Consider the following 14,744-nt stretch of genomic DNA (forward strand, 5'->3'; position numbering starts at 1 on the left):
TCGGATGCTATGAACGCTCAGAGCATGCAGCTCACGCAGCCCTCGACCTCGGTGCCCTCCAGCGCCATCTGCCGGAGGCGGATGTAGTAGAGGGTTTTGATGCCCTTGCGCCAGGCGTAGATCTGGGCGCGGTTGAGGTCGCGGGTGGTGGCGGTGTCCTTGAAGAACAGCGTCAGCGACAGGCCCTGGTCCACGTGCTGGGTGGCCGCGGCGTAGGTGTCGATGATCTTCTCGTAGCCGATCTCGTACGCGTCCTGGTAGTAGTCCAGGTTGTCGTTGGTCATGTACGGGGCCGGGTAGTAGACGCGGCCGATCTTGCCTTCCTTGCGGATCTCGATCTTCGACGCCACCGGGTGGATGGAGCTGGTGGAGTGGTTGATATACGAGATCGACCCGGTCGGCGGGACGGCCTGCAGGTTCTGGTTGTAGAGGCCGTGCTCCATGACCGCGGCCTTCAGCTGCCGCCAGTCGTCCTGGGTGGGGATATGGATCCCGGCGTCGGCGAACAGCCGCGCGATCCGCTCGGTCTCGGGCTCCCAGACCTGATCGGTGTACTTGTCGAAGTATTCGCCGCTGGCGTACTTCGACTCCGGGAACCCGCCGAACGAGGTCCCCCGCTCACGGGCGATCAGGTTCGACGCGCGTAGGGCGTGGAAAACCACCGTGTAGAAGTAGATATTGGTGAAGTCCAGGCCCTCCTCGGATCCGTAGTGGATCCGCTCGCGGGCCAGATAGCCGTGCAGGTTCATCTGGCCGAGGCCGATGGCGTGCGAGGAGTTGTTGCCCTGTTCGATCGAGGGCACCGAGTAGATATGGGTCTGATCCGAGACGGCGGTGAGCGCCCGGATGGAGACCTCGATGGTGCGGGCGAAATCCGGGGAGTCCATCGCCTTGGCGATGTTCAGCGACCCCAGGTTGCAGGAGATGTCCTTGCCCACGTGCGCGTAGGTGAGGTCGTCGTTGTAGATCGACGGGGTGGAGACCTGCAGGATCTCCGAGCACAGGTTCGAATGGGTGATCTTGCCGGCGATCGGGTTCGCCCGGTTCACCGTGTCCTCGAACATGATGTAGGGGTAACCGGATTCGAACTGCAGCTCGGCGATGGTCTGGAAGAACTCGCGCGCCTTGATCTTGGACTTGCGGATCCGCTTGTCGTCGACCATCTCGTAGTACTTCTCGGTGACGTCGACATCGGCGAACGGCTTACCGTAGATACGTTCCACGTCGTACGGCGAGAACAGGTACATGTCCTCGTTCTTCTTGGCCAGTTCGAAGGTGATGTCCGGGATCACCACGCCCAGCGACAGCGTTTTGATGCGGATCTTCTCGTCCGCGTTCTCCCGTTTGGTGTCGAGGAAACGATAGATATCGGGGTGGTGGGCGTGCAGATAGACCGCGCCCGCGCCCTGACGCGCACCGAGCTGGTTGGCGTAGGAGAAGGAATCCTCGAGCAGTTTCATGATCGGGATGACGCCGGAGGACTGGTTCTCGATCTTCTTGATCGGCGCGCCGTGCTCGCGGATATTGCTGAGCAGCAGCGCGACCCCGCCGCCGCGCTTGGACAGCTGCAGCGCGGAGTTGATGGAGCGCCCGATGGACTCCATATTGTCCTCGATACGCAGGAGGAAACACGAAACGGGCTCGCCGCGCTGCTTCTTGCCGGAGTTGAGGAAGGTCGGGGTGGCCGGCTGGAAGCGGCCGTCGATGATCTCCTCGACCAGTTTGCCCGCGAGCACCTCGTCACCGGCCGCGAGAGTGAGCGCGACCATGCAGACCCGGTCCTCGAAACGCTCCAGGTAGCGCTTCCCGTCGAAGGTCTTGAGGGTGTAGGAGGTGTAGTACTTGAACGCGCCGAGGAAGGTGGGGAACCGGAATTTCTTGGCGTAGGCCTGCTGGAACAGCTTCTTCACGAAGGCCCGGCTGTACTGCTCGAGTACCTCGGGCTCGTAGTAGTTCTCCTCGACGAGGTAGTCGAGCTTCTCGTCGAGGTTGTGGAAGAAGACGGTGTTCTGGTTGACGTGCTGCAGGAAGTACTGGTGCGCGGCCTCCCGATCCTTGTCGAACTGGATCTCGCCGTCCGGACCGTACAGGTTCAGCATCGCGTTGAGGGCGTGGTAGTCCAGGACCTCACCGGGTTCGCCGGCGCGCTGCGGGGGCTGCTCCAGGCGGGCCGTCATACCTGCTGGTGCTGTCGTTGTTGCTGCCAAAACAATCCCAATCCCTCTCGGACGCGGGCGACGTCCTCGGCGGTTCCCATGAGTTCGAAGCGGTACAGGTAGGGCACCCCGCATTTCCGCGAGATCACATCACCTGCGAAGCAGAAGGTGTCACCGAAATTCGTGTTCCCCGCCGCGATCACGCCGCGCAGCAGGGCGCGGTTGTGTGGATCGTTGAGGAACTTGGCGACCTGGCGCGGTACGAATTCCTTGTCCGGACGCGTGGAGCCCAGGACGTGCCGACCGCCCCCGTAGGTGGGGACGATCAGCACGTAGGGTTCGTCGACACGCAGCGAATCGGTGGTGTGCAGGGGGATCCGGAGAGCCGGGATATCCAGCTTCTCGACGAAACGGTGGGTGTTCTCCGAAGCGCTGGAGAAGTAGACCAGCGTCTGCGATTCGGACATCTCACCTCCCCTGGTTCCCGACGGACTCGCCGCGCGGCGCCGGGTCGGACTGTTATCGCACCCCGAGCGCAGCCTGACGCGCTCAGGCGGTGTCTTTGCGCCTGAGCACGGGCCCTTCGTGGTGACGCTGCGCTGCCGCCTCCGGGCCTGACGTGCTCACGCGGCGACGGTGGCCAGTGCCTTGATGCGGTCCGGGCGGAAGCCGGACCAGTGCTCGTCGCCGGAGACGACGACGGGGGCCTGCAGGTAGCCGAGCGCCATCACGTAGTCGCGGGCTTCGGCGTCCTCGGAGATATCGACGACACTGTATTCCACCCCGGCCTTGTCGAGGGCCTTGTAGGTGGCATTGCACTGGACGCAAGCGGGCTTGGTGTACACGGTGATCATTCGAGTCCCTCTCTCCTGTGCCAATGTGCGGTGTTCGCGGCCCTCTGTGGTGACGGACCGCCGCCTGCGAGCCGAACCCACCGCGCACCCGATCCCGCTCGGCGGTTCCGGTGTGTACGACGCGGCGTCGGCACGATCGGATGATCCTGCGCAAACTCCGAAGACCAGCCCTGAAACCCCACGTCCGGGCCGGTTCCACCCATCGCCGGAGGGCTTCTCGTCCCACCGCCTTCGGGTACCGATGACACTACACCTAGTGGCCGACATTCCGAAACAACACGAGATGTTGCGAGTCACAACGGTGTGATTTCACGGCTGTAAGCCGCAGGACAGCAACTCGACACGCCGTATTCACCGTGGCCCAAGTCACAAATCGCCGAGGTCAGTTCTTTTTCAGCAAACCCAGGAGACACGCCTGTCACACCAGTCGCCGACGCCCCAGCAGGCCCTCGGGCACCGCCCGGAACAGGGTACGAGACGGGCGCCGGACACGCCCGGAACCCCACCGGCGGCCCGGGTGCGCACACAGAGGGGCCGCCCCGTCTCCGAAAGACGAGGCGGCCCCTCTGCGGGATCGGCGATCAGGCGTCGACGAGCTCCCCGCTGGCGGCGTCGGCCAGCACCTTCAGCGCGCCGGTGAGTTCGCCCAGCGCCTCCGCGTCATCACTCGGATGGCTCGCGACGAAACGCTCACCCCAGGCGGCGTAGTGCAGATGCGCCTCTTCGACGATGCGGCCGCCGGCGATACCGACCGACTTCACCGTGTCCGCGTGCGCCCACTTGGCGGCGTTGGGGCTGATCGAACCGCTCACGACGGCCACCGGCTTACCGCCGATCGCGCCGGCGCCGTAGGGCCGGGACAGCCAGTCGATGGCGTTCTTCAGCACGGCGGGCAGCGTGCCGTTGTATTCGGGGGTGACCACGAGCAGGCCGTCGCTCGCCGCCACCGCGTCGCGCAGGGCCTGCGCCGCGGCGGGGATCGAGCCCTCGACGTCGATATCCTCGTTGTAGAACGGAATCTCACCGATACCCTCGTAGAGGGTGGCTTCGGTACCGGCGGGCACGGTGGCGACCGCCGCCTCGGCAAGCCGCCGGCTGATCGAAGCCTGACGAAGGCTTCCGACGAGTACGACGATACGGGTCTGGCTCATGTTCACTCCTGCGGTACTAGTTGTGTGACGATCCCACCGCCCAGATCAACCGGACCACGGTCCGCTACATTCCCCGGAGGCCAGCGCACCGCCGTGAACTACGACACACCGCGTCAGGCGGATCCCTGGCACCCGGGCGATCCCCTCACCCCTGCCATGCCATCACAGGTGCGCCGGGCGGAACGGATCGGCCCCGCGCTACCCGGAACCGGCGAACCGGCCGAACGCGCCGACGCCGCCCGCAACCGGCGGCGACTGCTCGACGCCGCCCAGGAACTCGTCCGCGCGCACGGCGTGGACGCCCTCACCATGGACGCGCTCGCCAAACGGGCCGGAGTCGGCAAGGGCACGGTGTTCCGCCGGTTCGGCAACCGCACCGGCCTGATGTACGCGCTCCTGGACCATTCCGAGACCCAGGCCCAGGAGGCGTTCATCTTCGGCCCGCCACCGCTGGGCCCCGGAGCGCCGCCGGTGGAACGGCTGGTGGCCTTCGGACGGGCCCGGCTGCTGGATATCGAAGTGGAGGGCGAACTGCACCGGGCCGCCGAACTCGGGGCCGAACGGCACTACCGCAGCGAACCGTATCTGGTGCTGAAAACCCATGTGACGATGCTGCTCCGGAACGCGGAGACCCCCGGCGACATCGCGTTGCTGGCCGACGCGTTGCTGGCCACTCTCGGCGCGGGACTCGTGCTGCATCAGATCCGCACCCTCGGCTACACCCGGGAACAGATAGGCGACAACTGGGAAGCCCTGGTTCGCCGGGTCGCCACGACGCCCGCGCAGTAGAGTTGTCCGGCATGGGAAACGTGCGTGATCAGATCATCGCCGAGCTGGGTGTGCTGCCGAGTGTCGAACCCAAGGACGAGGTACGGCGCCGGGTCGATTTCCTGAAGGACTATCTGCGCGCCACGCCCGCACAAGGTTTCGTACTGGGGATCAGCGGTGGCCAGGACAGCGCCCTCACCGGCAGGCTCTGCCAGCTCGCGGCCGAGGAGGTCCGCGCCGAGGGTGGCCGGGCCCGTTTCGTCGCGGTGCGTCTCCCCTACGGTGTCCAGGCCGACGAGGCGGACGCCCGGGTCTCCATGGGCTTCGTGGCCCCCGACGAATCGGTGGTGGTGAACGTCCGCCCGGGCGCCAACGCGGTGGCCGCGGAGGTCGCCTCCGCGCTCTCGGTGGGCAAGCTCCGCGATTTCGTCCGCGGCAATATCAAGGCCCGCGAACGCATGGTCATCCAGTACGCCATCGCCGGCCAGGAGAACCTGCTGGTCGTGGGCACCGATCACGCCGCCGAGGCGGTCACCGGGTTCTTCACCAAATTCGGCGACGGCGGTGTGGACCTGACCCCGCTCACCGGCCTCACCAAACGCCAGGGCGCGGCCCTGCTGCAGGAACTCGGCGCGCCGTCGCGGCTGTGGTCCAAGGTGCCGACCGCCGATCTGGAGGACGATCGCCCGGCCCTGCCCGACGAGGAGGCGCTGGGCCTGCGCTACAGCGAGATCGACGACTACCTCGAGGGCAAGGATGTCACCGACGAGGTGGCGGAGCGGATCGAAACGATCTACCGCAACACCCGGCACAAGCGCACGGTCCCGGTGACCCCGCTCGACGACTGGTGGCGCTGACCGGCCCGGTCGTCAGCACACCGGGCCGCCGGGGGTGCGGGCCACGGCCCGCACCAGTTCGGTGAGCAGGTCGAGATCCGGGCCGGTGGCGTACCGGAAACGCAGGCAGCCCTTGCCCATATCCTGATCGGACAGGCGCTGCGCGAACTCGGCGCGGATGTCCGCACGCATGAGATAGAACGAGAAGTGGTGGCGCTGTAGCGCGAACGCGATCTCGTCGCGGCCGCCATACCGGTAGACCGGCATCCCGTAGGCCATCGCCTCGGTGTAGCCGCGCAGTTCGGTCCGGCACAGTTCGCGCACCGCGGTGGCCGCCGGGCGGCGCTCCGCCGGGAGTTCGGCCAGGTAGGCATCGACATCGGGTGCCGTGCTTCTCACCACGGGCCCACTCTACCGCCGCCGGTAGCCGGAGGTGCGAAGCCGTTGCGCGCGCTACGCCCCGGCAGCCTGGTCTCCGCTCGCCGTGCGTTCGGTCTCCGCCAGCCGGCGCCGCAGATACCGGCGCGCGGCGTCGTTACCCGCCGCGGCGATCGCGGCCCGGTATTCCCGTGCCGCGTCGTCCGGCCGACCGGCCCGGCGGAACAGGTCGGCGCGCGCCGCGGCCACCAGCTGCCCGGTCGCCGGCGGATGGTCACCGCCGACCTCGTCCAGGGCGGCCAGTCCCCGCTCCGGACCGTCGCGCATCCCCACCGCGATCGCGCGATTGATCGCCGCCGCGGGTGACGGCGCGTACACCGTCAGCTCGTCGTAGGCCGCCACGATCGAACGCCAATCGGTGGCCTCCCATTCCGGCGCGACCGCGTGCGCGGCGGCGATCCGGGCCTGCGCCAGGTACGGTCCACCGCCCTCGGCGGCGATCAGCAGACAATCCAGCCCGGCTCGGATGGCCGTGCGGTCCCAGGTCCCGCGATCCTGTTCGTCCAGCGGAACCAGCTCACCGTCGATCGTGCGCCGGGTGGACCGGCGGCTGTCGGTGAGCAGCATCAGCGCGAGCAGCGCGTACGCCTCGCACCGCACCGCGCGCTCCTCGACCGGCAGCAGATCGCAGAGCAGCCGCCCCACCCGGATCGCCTCGTCGCACAGTTCGTCGCGGACCGCGCTCGGCCCCGAGGTCGCGAAATAGCCCTCGGTGAACATCAGGTAGATCACCGCCAGCACCGTCGGGGCCCGTTCCGGCAACAACTCCGCGGGCGGCACCCGCAGCGGTATCCGGGCGTCGCGGATCTTGGCCTTGGCCCGGCTGATCCGCTGCGCCACCGTCGACTCCGATTGCAGGAAGGCCCGCGCGATCTCCGCGGTCCGCAGCCCGCAGACGAACCGCAGGGTCAGCGCCACCCGCGCCGCCGGCGCGAGCGCCGGATGGCAGCAGGTGAAGATCATCCGCAGCCGGTCGTCGGGCAGGCCGGGATCGTCCGGTTCGCTCGATTCCGGAATCACCCGCAGGGCTTCGCGTTCCTTGCCTCCGCGCGCCGATTCCCGGCGCAACCCGTCCAGCGCGCGACGCCGGGCGGCGGTGGTGATCCAGGCGCCCGGGTTCGCCGGGACTCCATCGCGCCGCCAGGTCCGCGTCGCGGCGGCGAACGCCTCCTGCACGGCGTCCTCGGCCGTCCCGATATCGCCGGTGAGCCGGGCGACGGTGGCGACGGCACGGCCGAATTCGGCGCGGTACACGCCGTCCAGCCGGGCCGTCGTCGGATCGCTCACTCGCCGAGATCGACCACCCGCCGTACCTCGGTCCCGCCCTTCGGGCCGATCGGGATCTTCGCGGCGATCTCCGTGGCGGCCCGCCGGTCCGGCGCGGTGAACAGGTACAGCCCGCCCACCACCTCGGCGGCCTCGGTGAACGGACCGTCGGTGATCAGCGGTGTATCCGCCGGTCCCCGGACCGTGGTGGCCGTGGTGGCCGGACCGAGCGCACCGCCGCCGCGGATCACCGCGCCCACTTCCGCGCCGAACCGTTCGTGCTCGGCCGCCGCCACCTCCCATTCGGGTGTGCCCGGGGCGATCATCGCGTCGGACTGTTCCCACAACAGCGCCAGCCACCAATCCGGGCCGGGTTCGCCGTGGGGCAGCCACTGTGCCATCGGGCGCAATTCGACCGACCCGGTATCGACGGCCGGGAGTTGCCTCGCGAGCGCGAGCGCCGCGTCCAGATCGGGCACATCGAACACGTAGAACCCACCCACCACCTCGGCGTGTTCGGCGAACGGCCCGTCGGTGACCAGGGTGGTGTCACCGTCGCGGCGGAGCGTGACGGCCGAATCCGAGGGGTACAGCGCCGCACCTCCGGCGATCACCTCGGCCACCCGGGCGTCGAACGCCGCGTACTGCGCCACCTCGGCGTCGAACTCCGGTGATCCCGGTTGCGCGACGGCATCGTCCTCGCGGCCGGTGAGCAGAGCCAGGTAGTACATGACGTCATCCTTCCTCGTCGGGGAGGAGTCCGATACCCCTCTCACCACAACGACGCGCGGAGACGCGTTTTCTCGACAAGCCCGCCGGAAATTCCGGGAACCGGTGGCACGACCGCCGGGACCTCAGCCGCCGGCGAAGGGCGGCATCACATCCACCCGCGGGGTCAGCGCCGCGGAGGGGTCGCGGGTCAGTTCCTCGCCCATCAGATAGGCGCAGACGCCGAGCATCTTGTCCAGATCCGGGCCATAGGCCGCGGCGAGCCGGGTACGCAGGTCGGCGACGGTGGCGCCGGGCGGCAGATCCAGCGTTTCCGCGGTCTTGCCGACGGCGTCGGCGATCGCGGCGAAATAGCGGATCTCAACCACCTATGGCTCCCATCGTGCGTTCGGGCGGGACGAAGTCCGCGGCGTCGATACCGTGACCCGCCCATTTCTGCCACATGGCGCCCCGCCACAGATGCGCCAGTTCCGCATCGCCCGCACCGGAGCGCAGGGTCGCCCGCAGATCGAACTCCTGGTCGCTGAACAGGCAGGACCGCAGCATACCGTCGGCGGTGAGCCGGGTCCGGTCGCAGGTATCGCAGAAGGTCCGGGTCACCGAGGCGATGATGCCGACGGTGGCGGGTCCGCCGTCCACCAGCCAGGTCTCGGCGGGCGCGGACGGGTCGCTGCGGCCGGCCGCGGTGAGCGAGTAGTGGGCGCCGAGCACCTCGAGCAGCTCCGCCGCGGTCACCATGTTCTCGCGGGCCCATTCGTGGTCGGCGTCCAGCGGCATCTCCTCGATGAACCGCAGTTCGCAGCCTTCGGCCAGACACCAGCGCAGCAGATCGGGGGCGCCGGCCAGGGTCTGGCGCATCAGTACCGCGTTCACTTTCACCGGCGCCAGCCCGGCGGCGCCGGCGGCACGGATCCCGTCCAGCGCCGAATCCAGGCGATCACGGCGGGTCAGGCGGGCGAAACCGTCGCGGTCCACGGTGTCCAGCGAGATGTTCACCCGGGAGAGCCCGGCCGCCGCCAGTCCCGCCGCGCGATGGCGCAGGCCGATCCCGTTGGACGTCATGGACAGCGGGACCCCCGGCACCGCGGCGTGGCATCCGGCCACGATCTCTTCCAGATCGCGCCGCATGAGCGGCTCGCCGCCGGTGAACCGCACTTCACGGATGCCGAGTTCGTGGACCGCCAGCGAGACCAGGCGCACGATCTCGGCCGCGCTCAGCAGCTCGTCGGGCGGTATCGCGGGCAGCCCTTCCTCGGGCATGCAGTAGGTACAGCGCAGCGAGCACTTCTCGGTGATGGAAACCCGGAGATCCCGCGCGGTGCGACCGAAACGGTCCACCAGCAGGGGTGTATCCGGACGTCCGTCGAACGAGGGGCGCCCGGACCGCACTGTGGGTATCCCCATGTCGACCAGTGTCACACCCTCCATTATGAACGCCTGCCCGCCGCCCGAACCGGCCGTCCGCACTATCGGCCGTATCGTGCCCGGTCCGGGCGCCGACACGCCCGCCGCACGGACCCCCTGCGACGCTGGAACATCGTGACGGCGGCCGAGACGGGTCGCACTAGGCTGAGTCCATGATTTCTCGGCCCGCCCCCGCCCAGGTCCGGTCGGCGGACGACTACCGCGACACCATCGAGCAGCTGCTGCGCCCGCTGGCCGCCCGGCCGGTCGAATCCGTCCCGGTCTCCGGAGCCCTCGGCCGCCTGCTGGCCGAGGATATGCGGGCGCCCATCGACCTGCCCGTTTTCCGGAATTCGGCGATGGACGGGTATGCGGTGCGGGCGCACGATGTGGCGATCACCCCGGTGCGCCTGCCGGTGACCGGGGTGGTGGCCGCCGGCGACACCGGCGAGCCGCTGGCCGCCGGAACCGCCCGCAAGGTGATGACCGGCGCGCCGCTGCCCGAGGGCGCGGAGTGCGTGGTCCCGGTGGAGGACACGACCGCCGAGGGTGAGACGGTGCACATCACCCGGGGCCGGGCCCGCGGGGAGTTCGTCCGCGAACCCGGCAGCGATGTGCGGTCCGGGGCGGAGCTGGTGCCGGCCGGGACCCTGCTCGCGCCCCGGCATATCGCCGCCCTCGCGGCGGTGGGTCTGGCCTCGATTCCGGTGTTCACCCCCATCCGGGCCGCGCTCATCGGCACCGGGAACGAACTCGTCGCGCCCGGCGGGCGGCTGCGGCCGGGACAGATCTTCAACTCCAACGGCATCGCGCTGGCCGCCGCTCTCGAGGCCAACGGGGTGCGGGTGACCGGTGTCGAGCACAGCTCCGACGATCCGCGCGAGTTCCGGCGGCTGCTGCGGGCCCTGACCGCGGAGGCCGATCTGGTGATCACCACCGGCGGGGTGTCCAAGGGCGATTTCGAGGTCGTGCGCGAAGTGCTGACCCCGCTGGGCGGCGAATTCGGGTCGGTCGCGATGCAGCCGGGCGGCCCGCAGGGCCTGACCGTGGTCGACGGGGTGCCGGTGCTCAGTTTCCCGGGGAATCCGGTGAGTGCGGTGGTGTCGTTCGAGGTCCTCGCCCGGCCCATCCTGCGGCGGCTGTCCGGGCTGGGTCCCGTTCCCGAATACGAATTGCCGCTGCTGGGCGCGGTGCGCCGCTCACCCGCCGGGCGCCGGCAGTTCCTGCGCGGCAAACTGGTGTGGAAGGGCGCGCGACCGCACGCGGTGGAGGTGGTCTCCGGGCCCGGATCGCATCTGGTGGCGAGTATGGCGGCGGCCGATGTGCTGATAGATATCCCGGCCGAGGAAACCGAGATGCCGCCCGGGACGGCTGTGCGAGTGTGGACATTATGAGCGAGTTGTCGCATGTGGATTCGACGGGCCGGGCCCGCATGGTGGATGTGAGCGCCAAGGCCGATACCGCCAGGGTCGCCGTGGCGGCCGGGGAACTGCGGACCACCCCCGAGGTGATCGCCCTGGTGCGCGCCGACGATATGCCCAAGGCCGATGTGCTGGCCACCGCCCGGCTGGCCGGTATCGCGGGGGCCAAGAAGACCTCGGAACTGATCCCGCTGTGCCATCAGCTCGCGCTGTCCTCGGTGAAGGTCGACTTCGGTTTCACCGCGAACTCCGTCACCATCGAGGCCGCCGCCAAGACCACCGGCCCCACCGGGGTCGAGATGGAAGCGCTGACCGCGGTGGCGGTCGCCGGGCTCACCCTGCACGACATGGTGAAAGCGGTGGATCCGGCCGCGGTGCTGGGCGATATCCGGCTGCTCACCAAGGAGGGCGGCAAACGCGGCCACTGGACCCGCCCGGCCGGCGACGAAGCCGCCCCTGCCACACCGGCCACCACCGATCCCGCCACGCCGCCGGTGGAACCCGGCACCGCCACGGTGCTCGTGGCCTCGACCGGCGCGGCGGCCGGTAGCCGGATCGACACCACCGGCCCGCGCCTGGTGTCGTGGCTGAACGATCTCGGGTACTCGGTGCGCGGTCCGCTGGTCTATGCCGACGCGGAGATCGCCGCCGGGCTGACCGACGCCCTGCGGACCGCCCCCGCCCTGGTGGTGACCACCGGCGGCACCGGTGCCTCCCCCACCGACCGCACCCCGGAGGCGACGGCCGCGGTACTGGATCGCGAACTGCCCGGGGTGGCCGAGGCCATCCGTCAGCGCGGTACGGCGAAGTTCCCGCTGGCGGCGCTGAGCCGGGGTATCGCGGGGCTCGCGGGCCGGACGGTGGTGGTGAACCTGCCCGGTTCGCCCGGCGGGGTGAAAGACGGTATCGCGGTGCTGGAACCGCTGCTGGAACATCTGCTCGCGCAAGTGGCGGGCGGCGGTGCGCACGACGAGGGAAGCGCCGGCGCGGCACCGGGTAAGAGATGGGGAAACGAGAGCGCGCATGCCTGAAATATCTTCCGGGACAACCGGGCACGGAGCCGACGGCGGCGTCCGGCTCGCCGAGATCAGCGAAGCACCCCTGGACCCGCTGGTGGTCGACGCGGCCGTCCGCGGTCCGCACCACGGCGCCGTGGTGGTCTTCACCGGTGTGGTCCGCGATCACGACGGCGGGCAGACCGTTTCGGCGCTGGAGTATTCGGCGCATCCGGACGCGGTGCGCTTCCTGCGCGAATGTTGTGCCGCCGTCGCCGAATCCACCGGACTGCCCGTCGCGGCCGTGCACCGGATCGGGAATCTGCGGGTCGGTGATCCGGCGATCGTCACGGCGGTCGCGGCGCCGCACCGCGCCGAGGCGTTCACGGCCTGCGCGGCCCTGGTCGACCGGATCAAACACGAGGTGCCGATCTGGAAGCGCCAGATGTTCGCCGACGGGCTCTCCGAATGGGTGAACGCCTGCGGGTAGACCGCCCGGCTCAGGCCGGAGCGGGCTGCGGGACGTAGCGGAACACCGGCAGCATCGCCTGCTCGTCCAGTGGGTCGCCGTGGTGTTCGGTCTCCCGCAACCGCGCCGGTATCGCCGCGCTGTCCAGGCCGGTGCCGATGAGCACCAGATCGGTGTTCGCGCGCCCGGCCCGGCCCGCGGGTTCCAGGGTGATCGCCCGGCCGACCAGGTGCACGATATAGCTCTCGTGACCGGCGACCGGGAAATTCACGAACCCCTTGGCGCGGAACAGCCCGGCGGGCGGATTCTCCAGGAAATCGAGCAGCCGGCGCGGATGCAGCGGTGTCGCGGCGGCGAAGACCAGGCTGGTGTATTCGTCGTGCAGGTGCCGGTGCTCGCCGGTCTGCCCGTCGCGACAGTGTTCGTCGTCGAGCAGTAGTTCGTCGAAACTCAGTTGCTCGCCGGCCCGGGGCGCGAGCCGGTGTCGCGGGTCGAACAGCAGGCCCGGGTCGATGCGCCCGTAACTGGTGGCATAGACCGGCGCGCCGCCGGTGAGGCCGGTGATCTCGGCCCGCAGCGCGGCCAGTTCCCCGGCCTCGACCCGGTCGGCCTTGTTCACGACCACCAGGTCCGCGAGCCGCAGATGGCTCGCGAGTTCCGGATGCCGTTCCCGGCCGGCGGTGAATTCGGCGGCGTCCACCACCTCGAGCAGGCCGCCGTAGCGGATCCGGGCGTTCTCGCTGCCCACCACCATCCGCACCAGATTCCGGGGTTCGGCCAGCCCGCTGGCCTCCACCACGATCACATCGATACCGGCGCGCGGTTCGGTGAGGCGGGTGAACAGGTCGTCGAGTTCGCCGACGTCCACCGCACAGCACACGCAGCCGTTGCCGAGCGAGACCATCGCGTCCACCTGCCCGGCCACCAGCATCGCGTCGATGTTCACGGCGCCGAAATCGTTGACGATCACGCCGATCCGGGTACCGCGGTTGTTGCGCAGCAGATCGTTGAGCAGGGTGGTCTTCCCCGCGCCCAGAAATCCGGCCACGATCACCACGGGTATGCGCTCAGCCACCCGTCCACCCTACTGAGCGCCCGGCCCGGCCCGGGCTCCGGCGGCGCCGGGATCCACCGAATCGCCGCCCGGCGCCGGATCGCATTTTTCGACAGAATTGCTTCTGTTTCAAATTCACCGCTGTATACGGAATTCCGGGTAATTCCCAGCGGAATATACGAAATTATCCCGATTCCCCGAAATCGCTTCCGCGACTCTGGTAGACGTGCCGGGGAGATCGCGGGGGATCTCGGCCGAAGGAAAAAGAATTACCGAGGAGTAACTAATGCGTGCAGGCACGTTCCTGATCGCCACAGCGGTGCTGTCGGCGGCGACCGTGCTGGGCAGCGGTATCGCGGCGGCCGATCCGGCCGATCACATATCGCAGGACGGCGTCTATCGGGTCGGTGTGGATATCCGGCCCGGAGTCTACGAATCGCCCGGTCCCGCCGATCCCGCCGGGGCCTGCGATTGGCGGCGCCTCTGGCAGCTCGAGGGCGACAACACGAATATGAAGTACATCATCGAGAACAACTACACGAAACTCGGCCCGATCCGGGTGACGGTGAAACCGACCGACGCCGGTTTCACCACCAAGAACTGCGGCCCGTGGCGGATGGTTCCGCCCGCGCCGTCGGGCTCGGCCGGATTCTGACCGGAACGGGCCCGGCCGGCCGCGGATCATCTGATCCGCGGCCGGCCGGGCGCGTCGCGGTGGTCAGGGATGGGCGCGCAACTGGTACAGCCCTTCGGTTTCCGCGACCACCACACCGTCGATATCGGTGAGCACCGCGCGCAGGGTGAAATCGGCTTTGCCGTCGGCCGCCGCCGTCTCCGAGATCCGCTCGATCTCGGCGTCCTCCAGTACGGCCTGCGCCCGCACCGCCGTGGTGGCGGGTTTACGGAACACGATCCGCAGATCCTTCACCAGCGGATAGAACTTCGCGGTATCGAAACTCGCCACCGCGATCGCGCCACCCAGAATCTCACCCACGGTGAACAGCACCCCGGCGTACATGACGCCGAAATGGTTTCCGTTGCCCTCGGCGGGCACCGTCGCCGCGGCGTAACCGCGCCGGACCTCCTCGGCGTGCACACCCATCCGGTGGGCCACCGGAATGGTCTGTTCCAGCGCCGAGTTCACCACATCGGCGATGGGTGGATTGCGGGTATCGCTCATATCGGGGTCGACCCTTTCGAGGG

17 protein-coding genes are annotated in these 14,744 nt (G+C 69.0%); 6 read left to right on the forward strand and 11 right to left on the reverse strand.

The window, feature by feature from the left end:
- Positions 1-17 precede the first annotated feature (17 nt).
- From nrdE to ACZ6SF_RS25860, 4 genes are all read right to left on the reverse strand, one after another.
- Positions 18-2,177, reverse strand: a complete 2,160-nt coding sequence (gene nrdE / locus ACZ6SF_RS25845; RefSeq protein WP_466065241.1) for a class 1b ribonucleoside-diphosphate reductase subunit alpha — start codon at positions 2,175-2,177, stop codon at positions 18-20.
- Positions 2,174-2,623, reverse strand: coding sequence for a class Ib ribonucleoside-diphosphate reductase assembly flavoprotein NrdI (nrdI, locus tag ACZ6SF_RS25850; protein WP_466065243.1), 450 nt, complete (start codon positions 2,621-2,623; stop codon positions 2,174-2,176). Before nrdI ends, nrdE begins: the two co-directional genes overlap by 4 nt.
- A gap of 156 nt (positions 2,624-2,779) precedes the next feature.
- A complete protein-coding gene (nrdH, locus tag ACZ6SF_RS25855; RefSeq protein WP_449996070.1) occupies positions 2,780-3,010 on the reverse strand; it encodes a glutaredoxin-like protein NrdH in 231 nt (76 codons plus the stop codon).
- Positions 3,011-3,591: 581 nt separating this feature from the next.
- Positions 3,592-4,161, reverse strand: coding sequence for an NAD(P)H-dependent oxidoreductase (locus ACZ6SF_RS25860; protein WP_466065245.1), 570 nt, complete (start codon positions 4,159-4,161; stop codon positions 3,592-3,594).
- A 156-nt stretch (positions 4,162-4,317) separates the two neighbouring features.
- Here ACZ6SF_RS25860 and ACZ6SF_RS25865 point away from each other — a divergent pair, with 156 nt between their 5' ends.
- Entirely contained in the window at positions 4,318-4,950 is a 633-nt protein-coding gene (locus tag ACZ6SF_RS25865) for a TetR/AcrR family transcriptional regulator (RefSeq protein WP_466065247.1), read from the forward strand.
- An 11-nt stretch (positions 4,951-4,961) separates the two neighbouring features.
- Positions 4,962-5,786: an ammonia-dependent NAD(+) synthetase gene (gene nadE / locus ACZ6SF_RS25870; RefSeq protein ID WP_466065250.1), complete on the forward strand. Its 825-nt coding sequence runs from the start codon at positions 4,962-4,964 to the stop codon at positions 5,784-5,786.
- Between the two features lie 12 nt (positions 5,787-5,798).
- On the opposite strand, the gene ACZ6SF_RS25875 is transcribed toward nadE, so the two are convergent.
- The 5 genes from ACZ6SF_RS25875 to moaA all read right to left on the reverse strand — a co-directional run bounded on the left by ACZ6SF_RS25875 (position 5,799) and on the right by moaA (position 9,617).
- Positions 5,799-6,167 (reverse strand): iron chaperone, encoded by a 369-nt coding sequence (locus ACZ6SF_RS25875; protein ID WP_466065252.1) that lies wholly within the window; start codon positions 6,165-6,167, stop codon positions 5,799-5,801.
- Positions 6,168-6,218: 51 nt separating this feature from the next.
- Complete coding sequence (locus ACZ6SF_RS25880; protein WP_466065254.1) at positions 6,219-7,490, reverse strand: RNA polymerase sigma factor; 1,272 nt, start codon at positions 7,488-7,490, stop codon at positions 6,219-6,221.
- Positions 7,487-8,200, reverse strand: coding sequence for a YciI family protein (locus tag ACZ6SF_RS25885; RefSeq protein WP_466065256.1), 714 nt, complete (start codon positions 8,198-8,200; stop codon positions 7,487-7,489). Before ACZ6SF_RS25885 ends, ACZ6SF_RS25880 begins: the two co-directional genes overlap by 4 nt.
- 123 nt (positions 8,201-8,323) lie before the next feature.
- Positions 8,324-8,566: a MoaD/ThiS family protein gene (locus ACZ6SF_RS25890; protein WP_466065258.1), complete on the reverse strand. Its 243-nt coding sequence runs from the start codon at positions 8,564-8,566 to the stop codon at positions 8,324-8,326.
- On the reverse strand, positions 8,559-9,617 hold the full coding sequence (moaA, locus tag ACZ6SF_RS25895; protein WP_466065260.1) for a GTP 3',8-cyclase MoaA: 1,059 nt from the start codon (positions 9,615-9,617) through the stop codon (positions 8,559-8,561). Before moaA ends, ACZ6SF_RS25890 begins: the two co-directional genes overlap by 8 nt.
- Positions 9,618-9,775: 158 nt before the next feature.
- On the opposite strand from moaA, the gene ACZ6SF_RS25900 reads away from it, so the two are divergent.
- Genes ACZ6SF_RS25900 through ACZ6SF_RS25910 form a run of 3 tightly spaced genes read left to right on the forward strand, consistent with a single transcriptional unit; the run spans position 9,776 to position 12,508 of the window.
- Entirely contained in the window at positions 9,776-10,996 is a 1,221-nt protein-coding gene (locus ACZ6SF_RS25900) for a molybdopterin molybdotransferase MoeA (protein WP_466065262.1), read from the forward strand.
- The gene (gene moaCB, locus ACZ6SF_RS25905) at positions 10,993-12,054 is read left to right on the forward strand and encodes a bifunctional molybdenum cofactor biosynthesis protein MoaC/MoaB (protein ID WP_466065264.1); all 1,062 of its coding nucleotides are present in this window, start codon (positions 10,993-10,995) and stop codon (positions 12,052-12,054) included. The genes ACZ6SF_RS25900 and moaCB overlap by 4 nt, the downstream gene beginning before the upstream one ends.
- Positions 12,047-12,508 (forward strand): molybdenum cofactor biosynthesis protein MoaE, encoded by a 462-nt coding sequence (locus ACZ6SF_RS25910; protein ID WP_466065266.1) that lies wholly within the window; start codon positions 12,047-12,049, stop codon positions 12,506-12,508. Before moaCB ends, ACZ6SF_RS25910 begins: the two co-directional genes overlap by 8 nt.
- 10 nt (positions 12,509-12,518) lie before the next feature.
- Here ACZ6SF_RS25910 and ACZ6SF_RS25915 read toward each other — a convergent pair whose 3' ends face one another.
- A complete protein-coding gene (locus tag ACZ6SF_RS25915) occupies positions 12,519-13,562 on the reverse strand; it encodes a CobW family GTP-binding protein (protein ID WP_466065268.1) in 1,044 nt (347 codons plus the stop codon).
- Between the two features lie 265 nt (positions 13,563-13,827).
- Between ACZ6SF_RS25915 and ACZ6SF_RS25920 the strand changes: the two genes are divergently transcribed.
- A complete protein-coding gene (locus ACZ6SF_RS25920; protein WP_466065270.1) occupies positions 13,828-14,196 on the forward strand; it encodes a hypothetical protein in 369 nt (122 codons plus the stop codon).
- A 63-nt stretch (positions 14,197-14,259) separates the two neighbouring features.
- Here ACZ6SF_RS25920 and ACZ6SF_RS25925 read toward each other — a convergent pair whose 3' ends face one another.
- Positions 14,260-14,721 carry a PaaI family thioesterase gene (locus ACZ6SF_RS25925; protein ID WP_466065272.1) on the reverse strand — a complete coding sequence of 154 codons (462 nt, stop codon included), beginning with the start codon at positions 14,719-14,721 and terminating at the stop codon, positions 14,260-14,262.
- Positions 14,722-14,744 lie beyond the last annotated feature (23 nt).

This window comes from Nocardia sp. NPDC049935 (genome assembly GCF_055586645.1).

Bases quoted from the DNA above. Each gene is read 5' to 3' on its own strand.
- ACZ6SF_RS25910 (WP_466065266.1), top strand. From the start codon at position 12,047: ATGCCTGAAATATCTTCCGGGACAACCGGGCACGGAGCCGACGGCGGC.
- ACZ6SF_RS25900 (WP_466065262.1), top strand. From the start codon at position 9,776: ATGATTTCTCGGCCCGCCCCCGCCCAGGTCCGGTCGGCGGACGACTAC.
- nadE (WP_466065250.1), top strand. From the start codon at position 4,962: ATGGGAAACGTGCGTGATCAGATCATCGCCGAGCTGGGTGTGCTGCCG.
- ACZ6SF_RS25860 (WP_466065245.1), bottom strand. From the start codon at position 4,161: ATGAGCCAGACCCGTATCGTCGTACTCGTCGGAAGCCTTCGTCAGGCT.
- ACZ6SF_RS25925 (WP_466065272.1), bottom strand. From the start codon at position 14,721: ATGAGCGATACCCGCAATCCACCCATCGCCGATGTGGTGAACTCGGCG.
- ACZ6SF_RS25920 (WP_466065270.1), top strand. From the start codon at position 13,828: ATGCGTGCAGGCACGTTCCTGATCGCCACAGCGGTGCTGTCGGCGGCG.
- ACZ6SF_RS25885 (WP_466065256.1), bottom strand. From the start codon at position 8,200: ATGTACTACCTGGCTCTGCTCACCGGCCGCGAGGACGATGCCGTCGCG.
- ACZ6SF_RS25865 (WP_466065247.1), top strand. From the start codon at position 4,318: ATGCCATCACAGGTGCGCCGGGCGGAACGGATCGGCCCCGCGCTACCC.
- nrdI (WP_466065243.1), bottom strand. From the start codon at position 2,623: ATGTCCGAATCGCAGACGCTGGTCTACTTCTCCAGCGCTTCGGAGAAC.
- nrdE (WP_466065241.1), bottom strand. From the start codon at position 2,177: ATGACGGCCCGCCTGGAGCAGCCCCCGCAGCGCGCCGGCGAACCCGGT.
- nrdH (WP_449996070.1), bottom strand. From the start codon at position 3,010: ATGATCACCGTGTACACCAAGCCCGCTTGCGTCCAGTGCAATGCCACC.
- moaCB (WP_466065264.1), top strand. From the start codon at position 10,993: ATGAGCGAGTTGTCGCATGTGGATTCGACGGGCCGGGCCCGCATGGTG.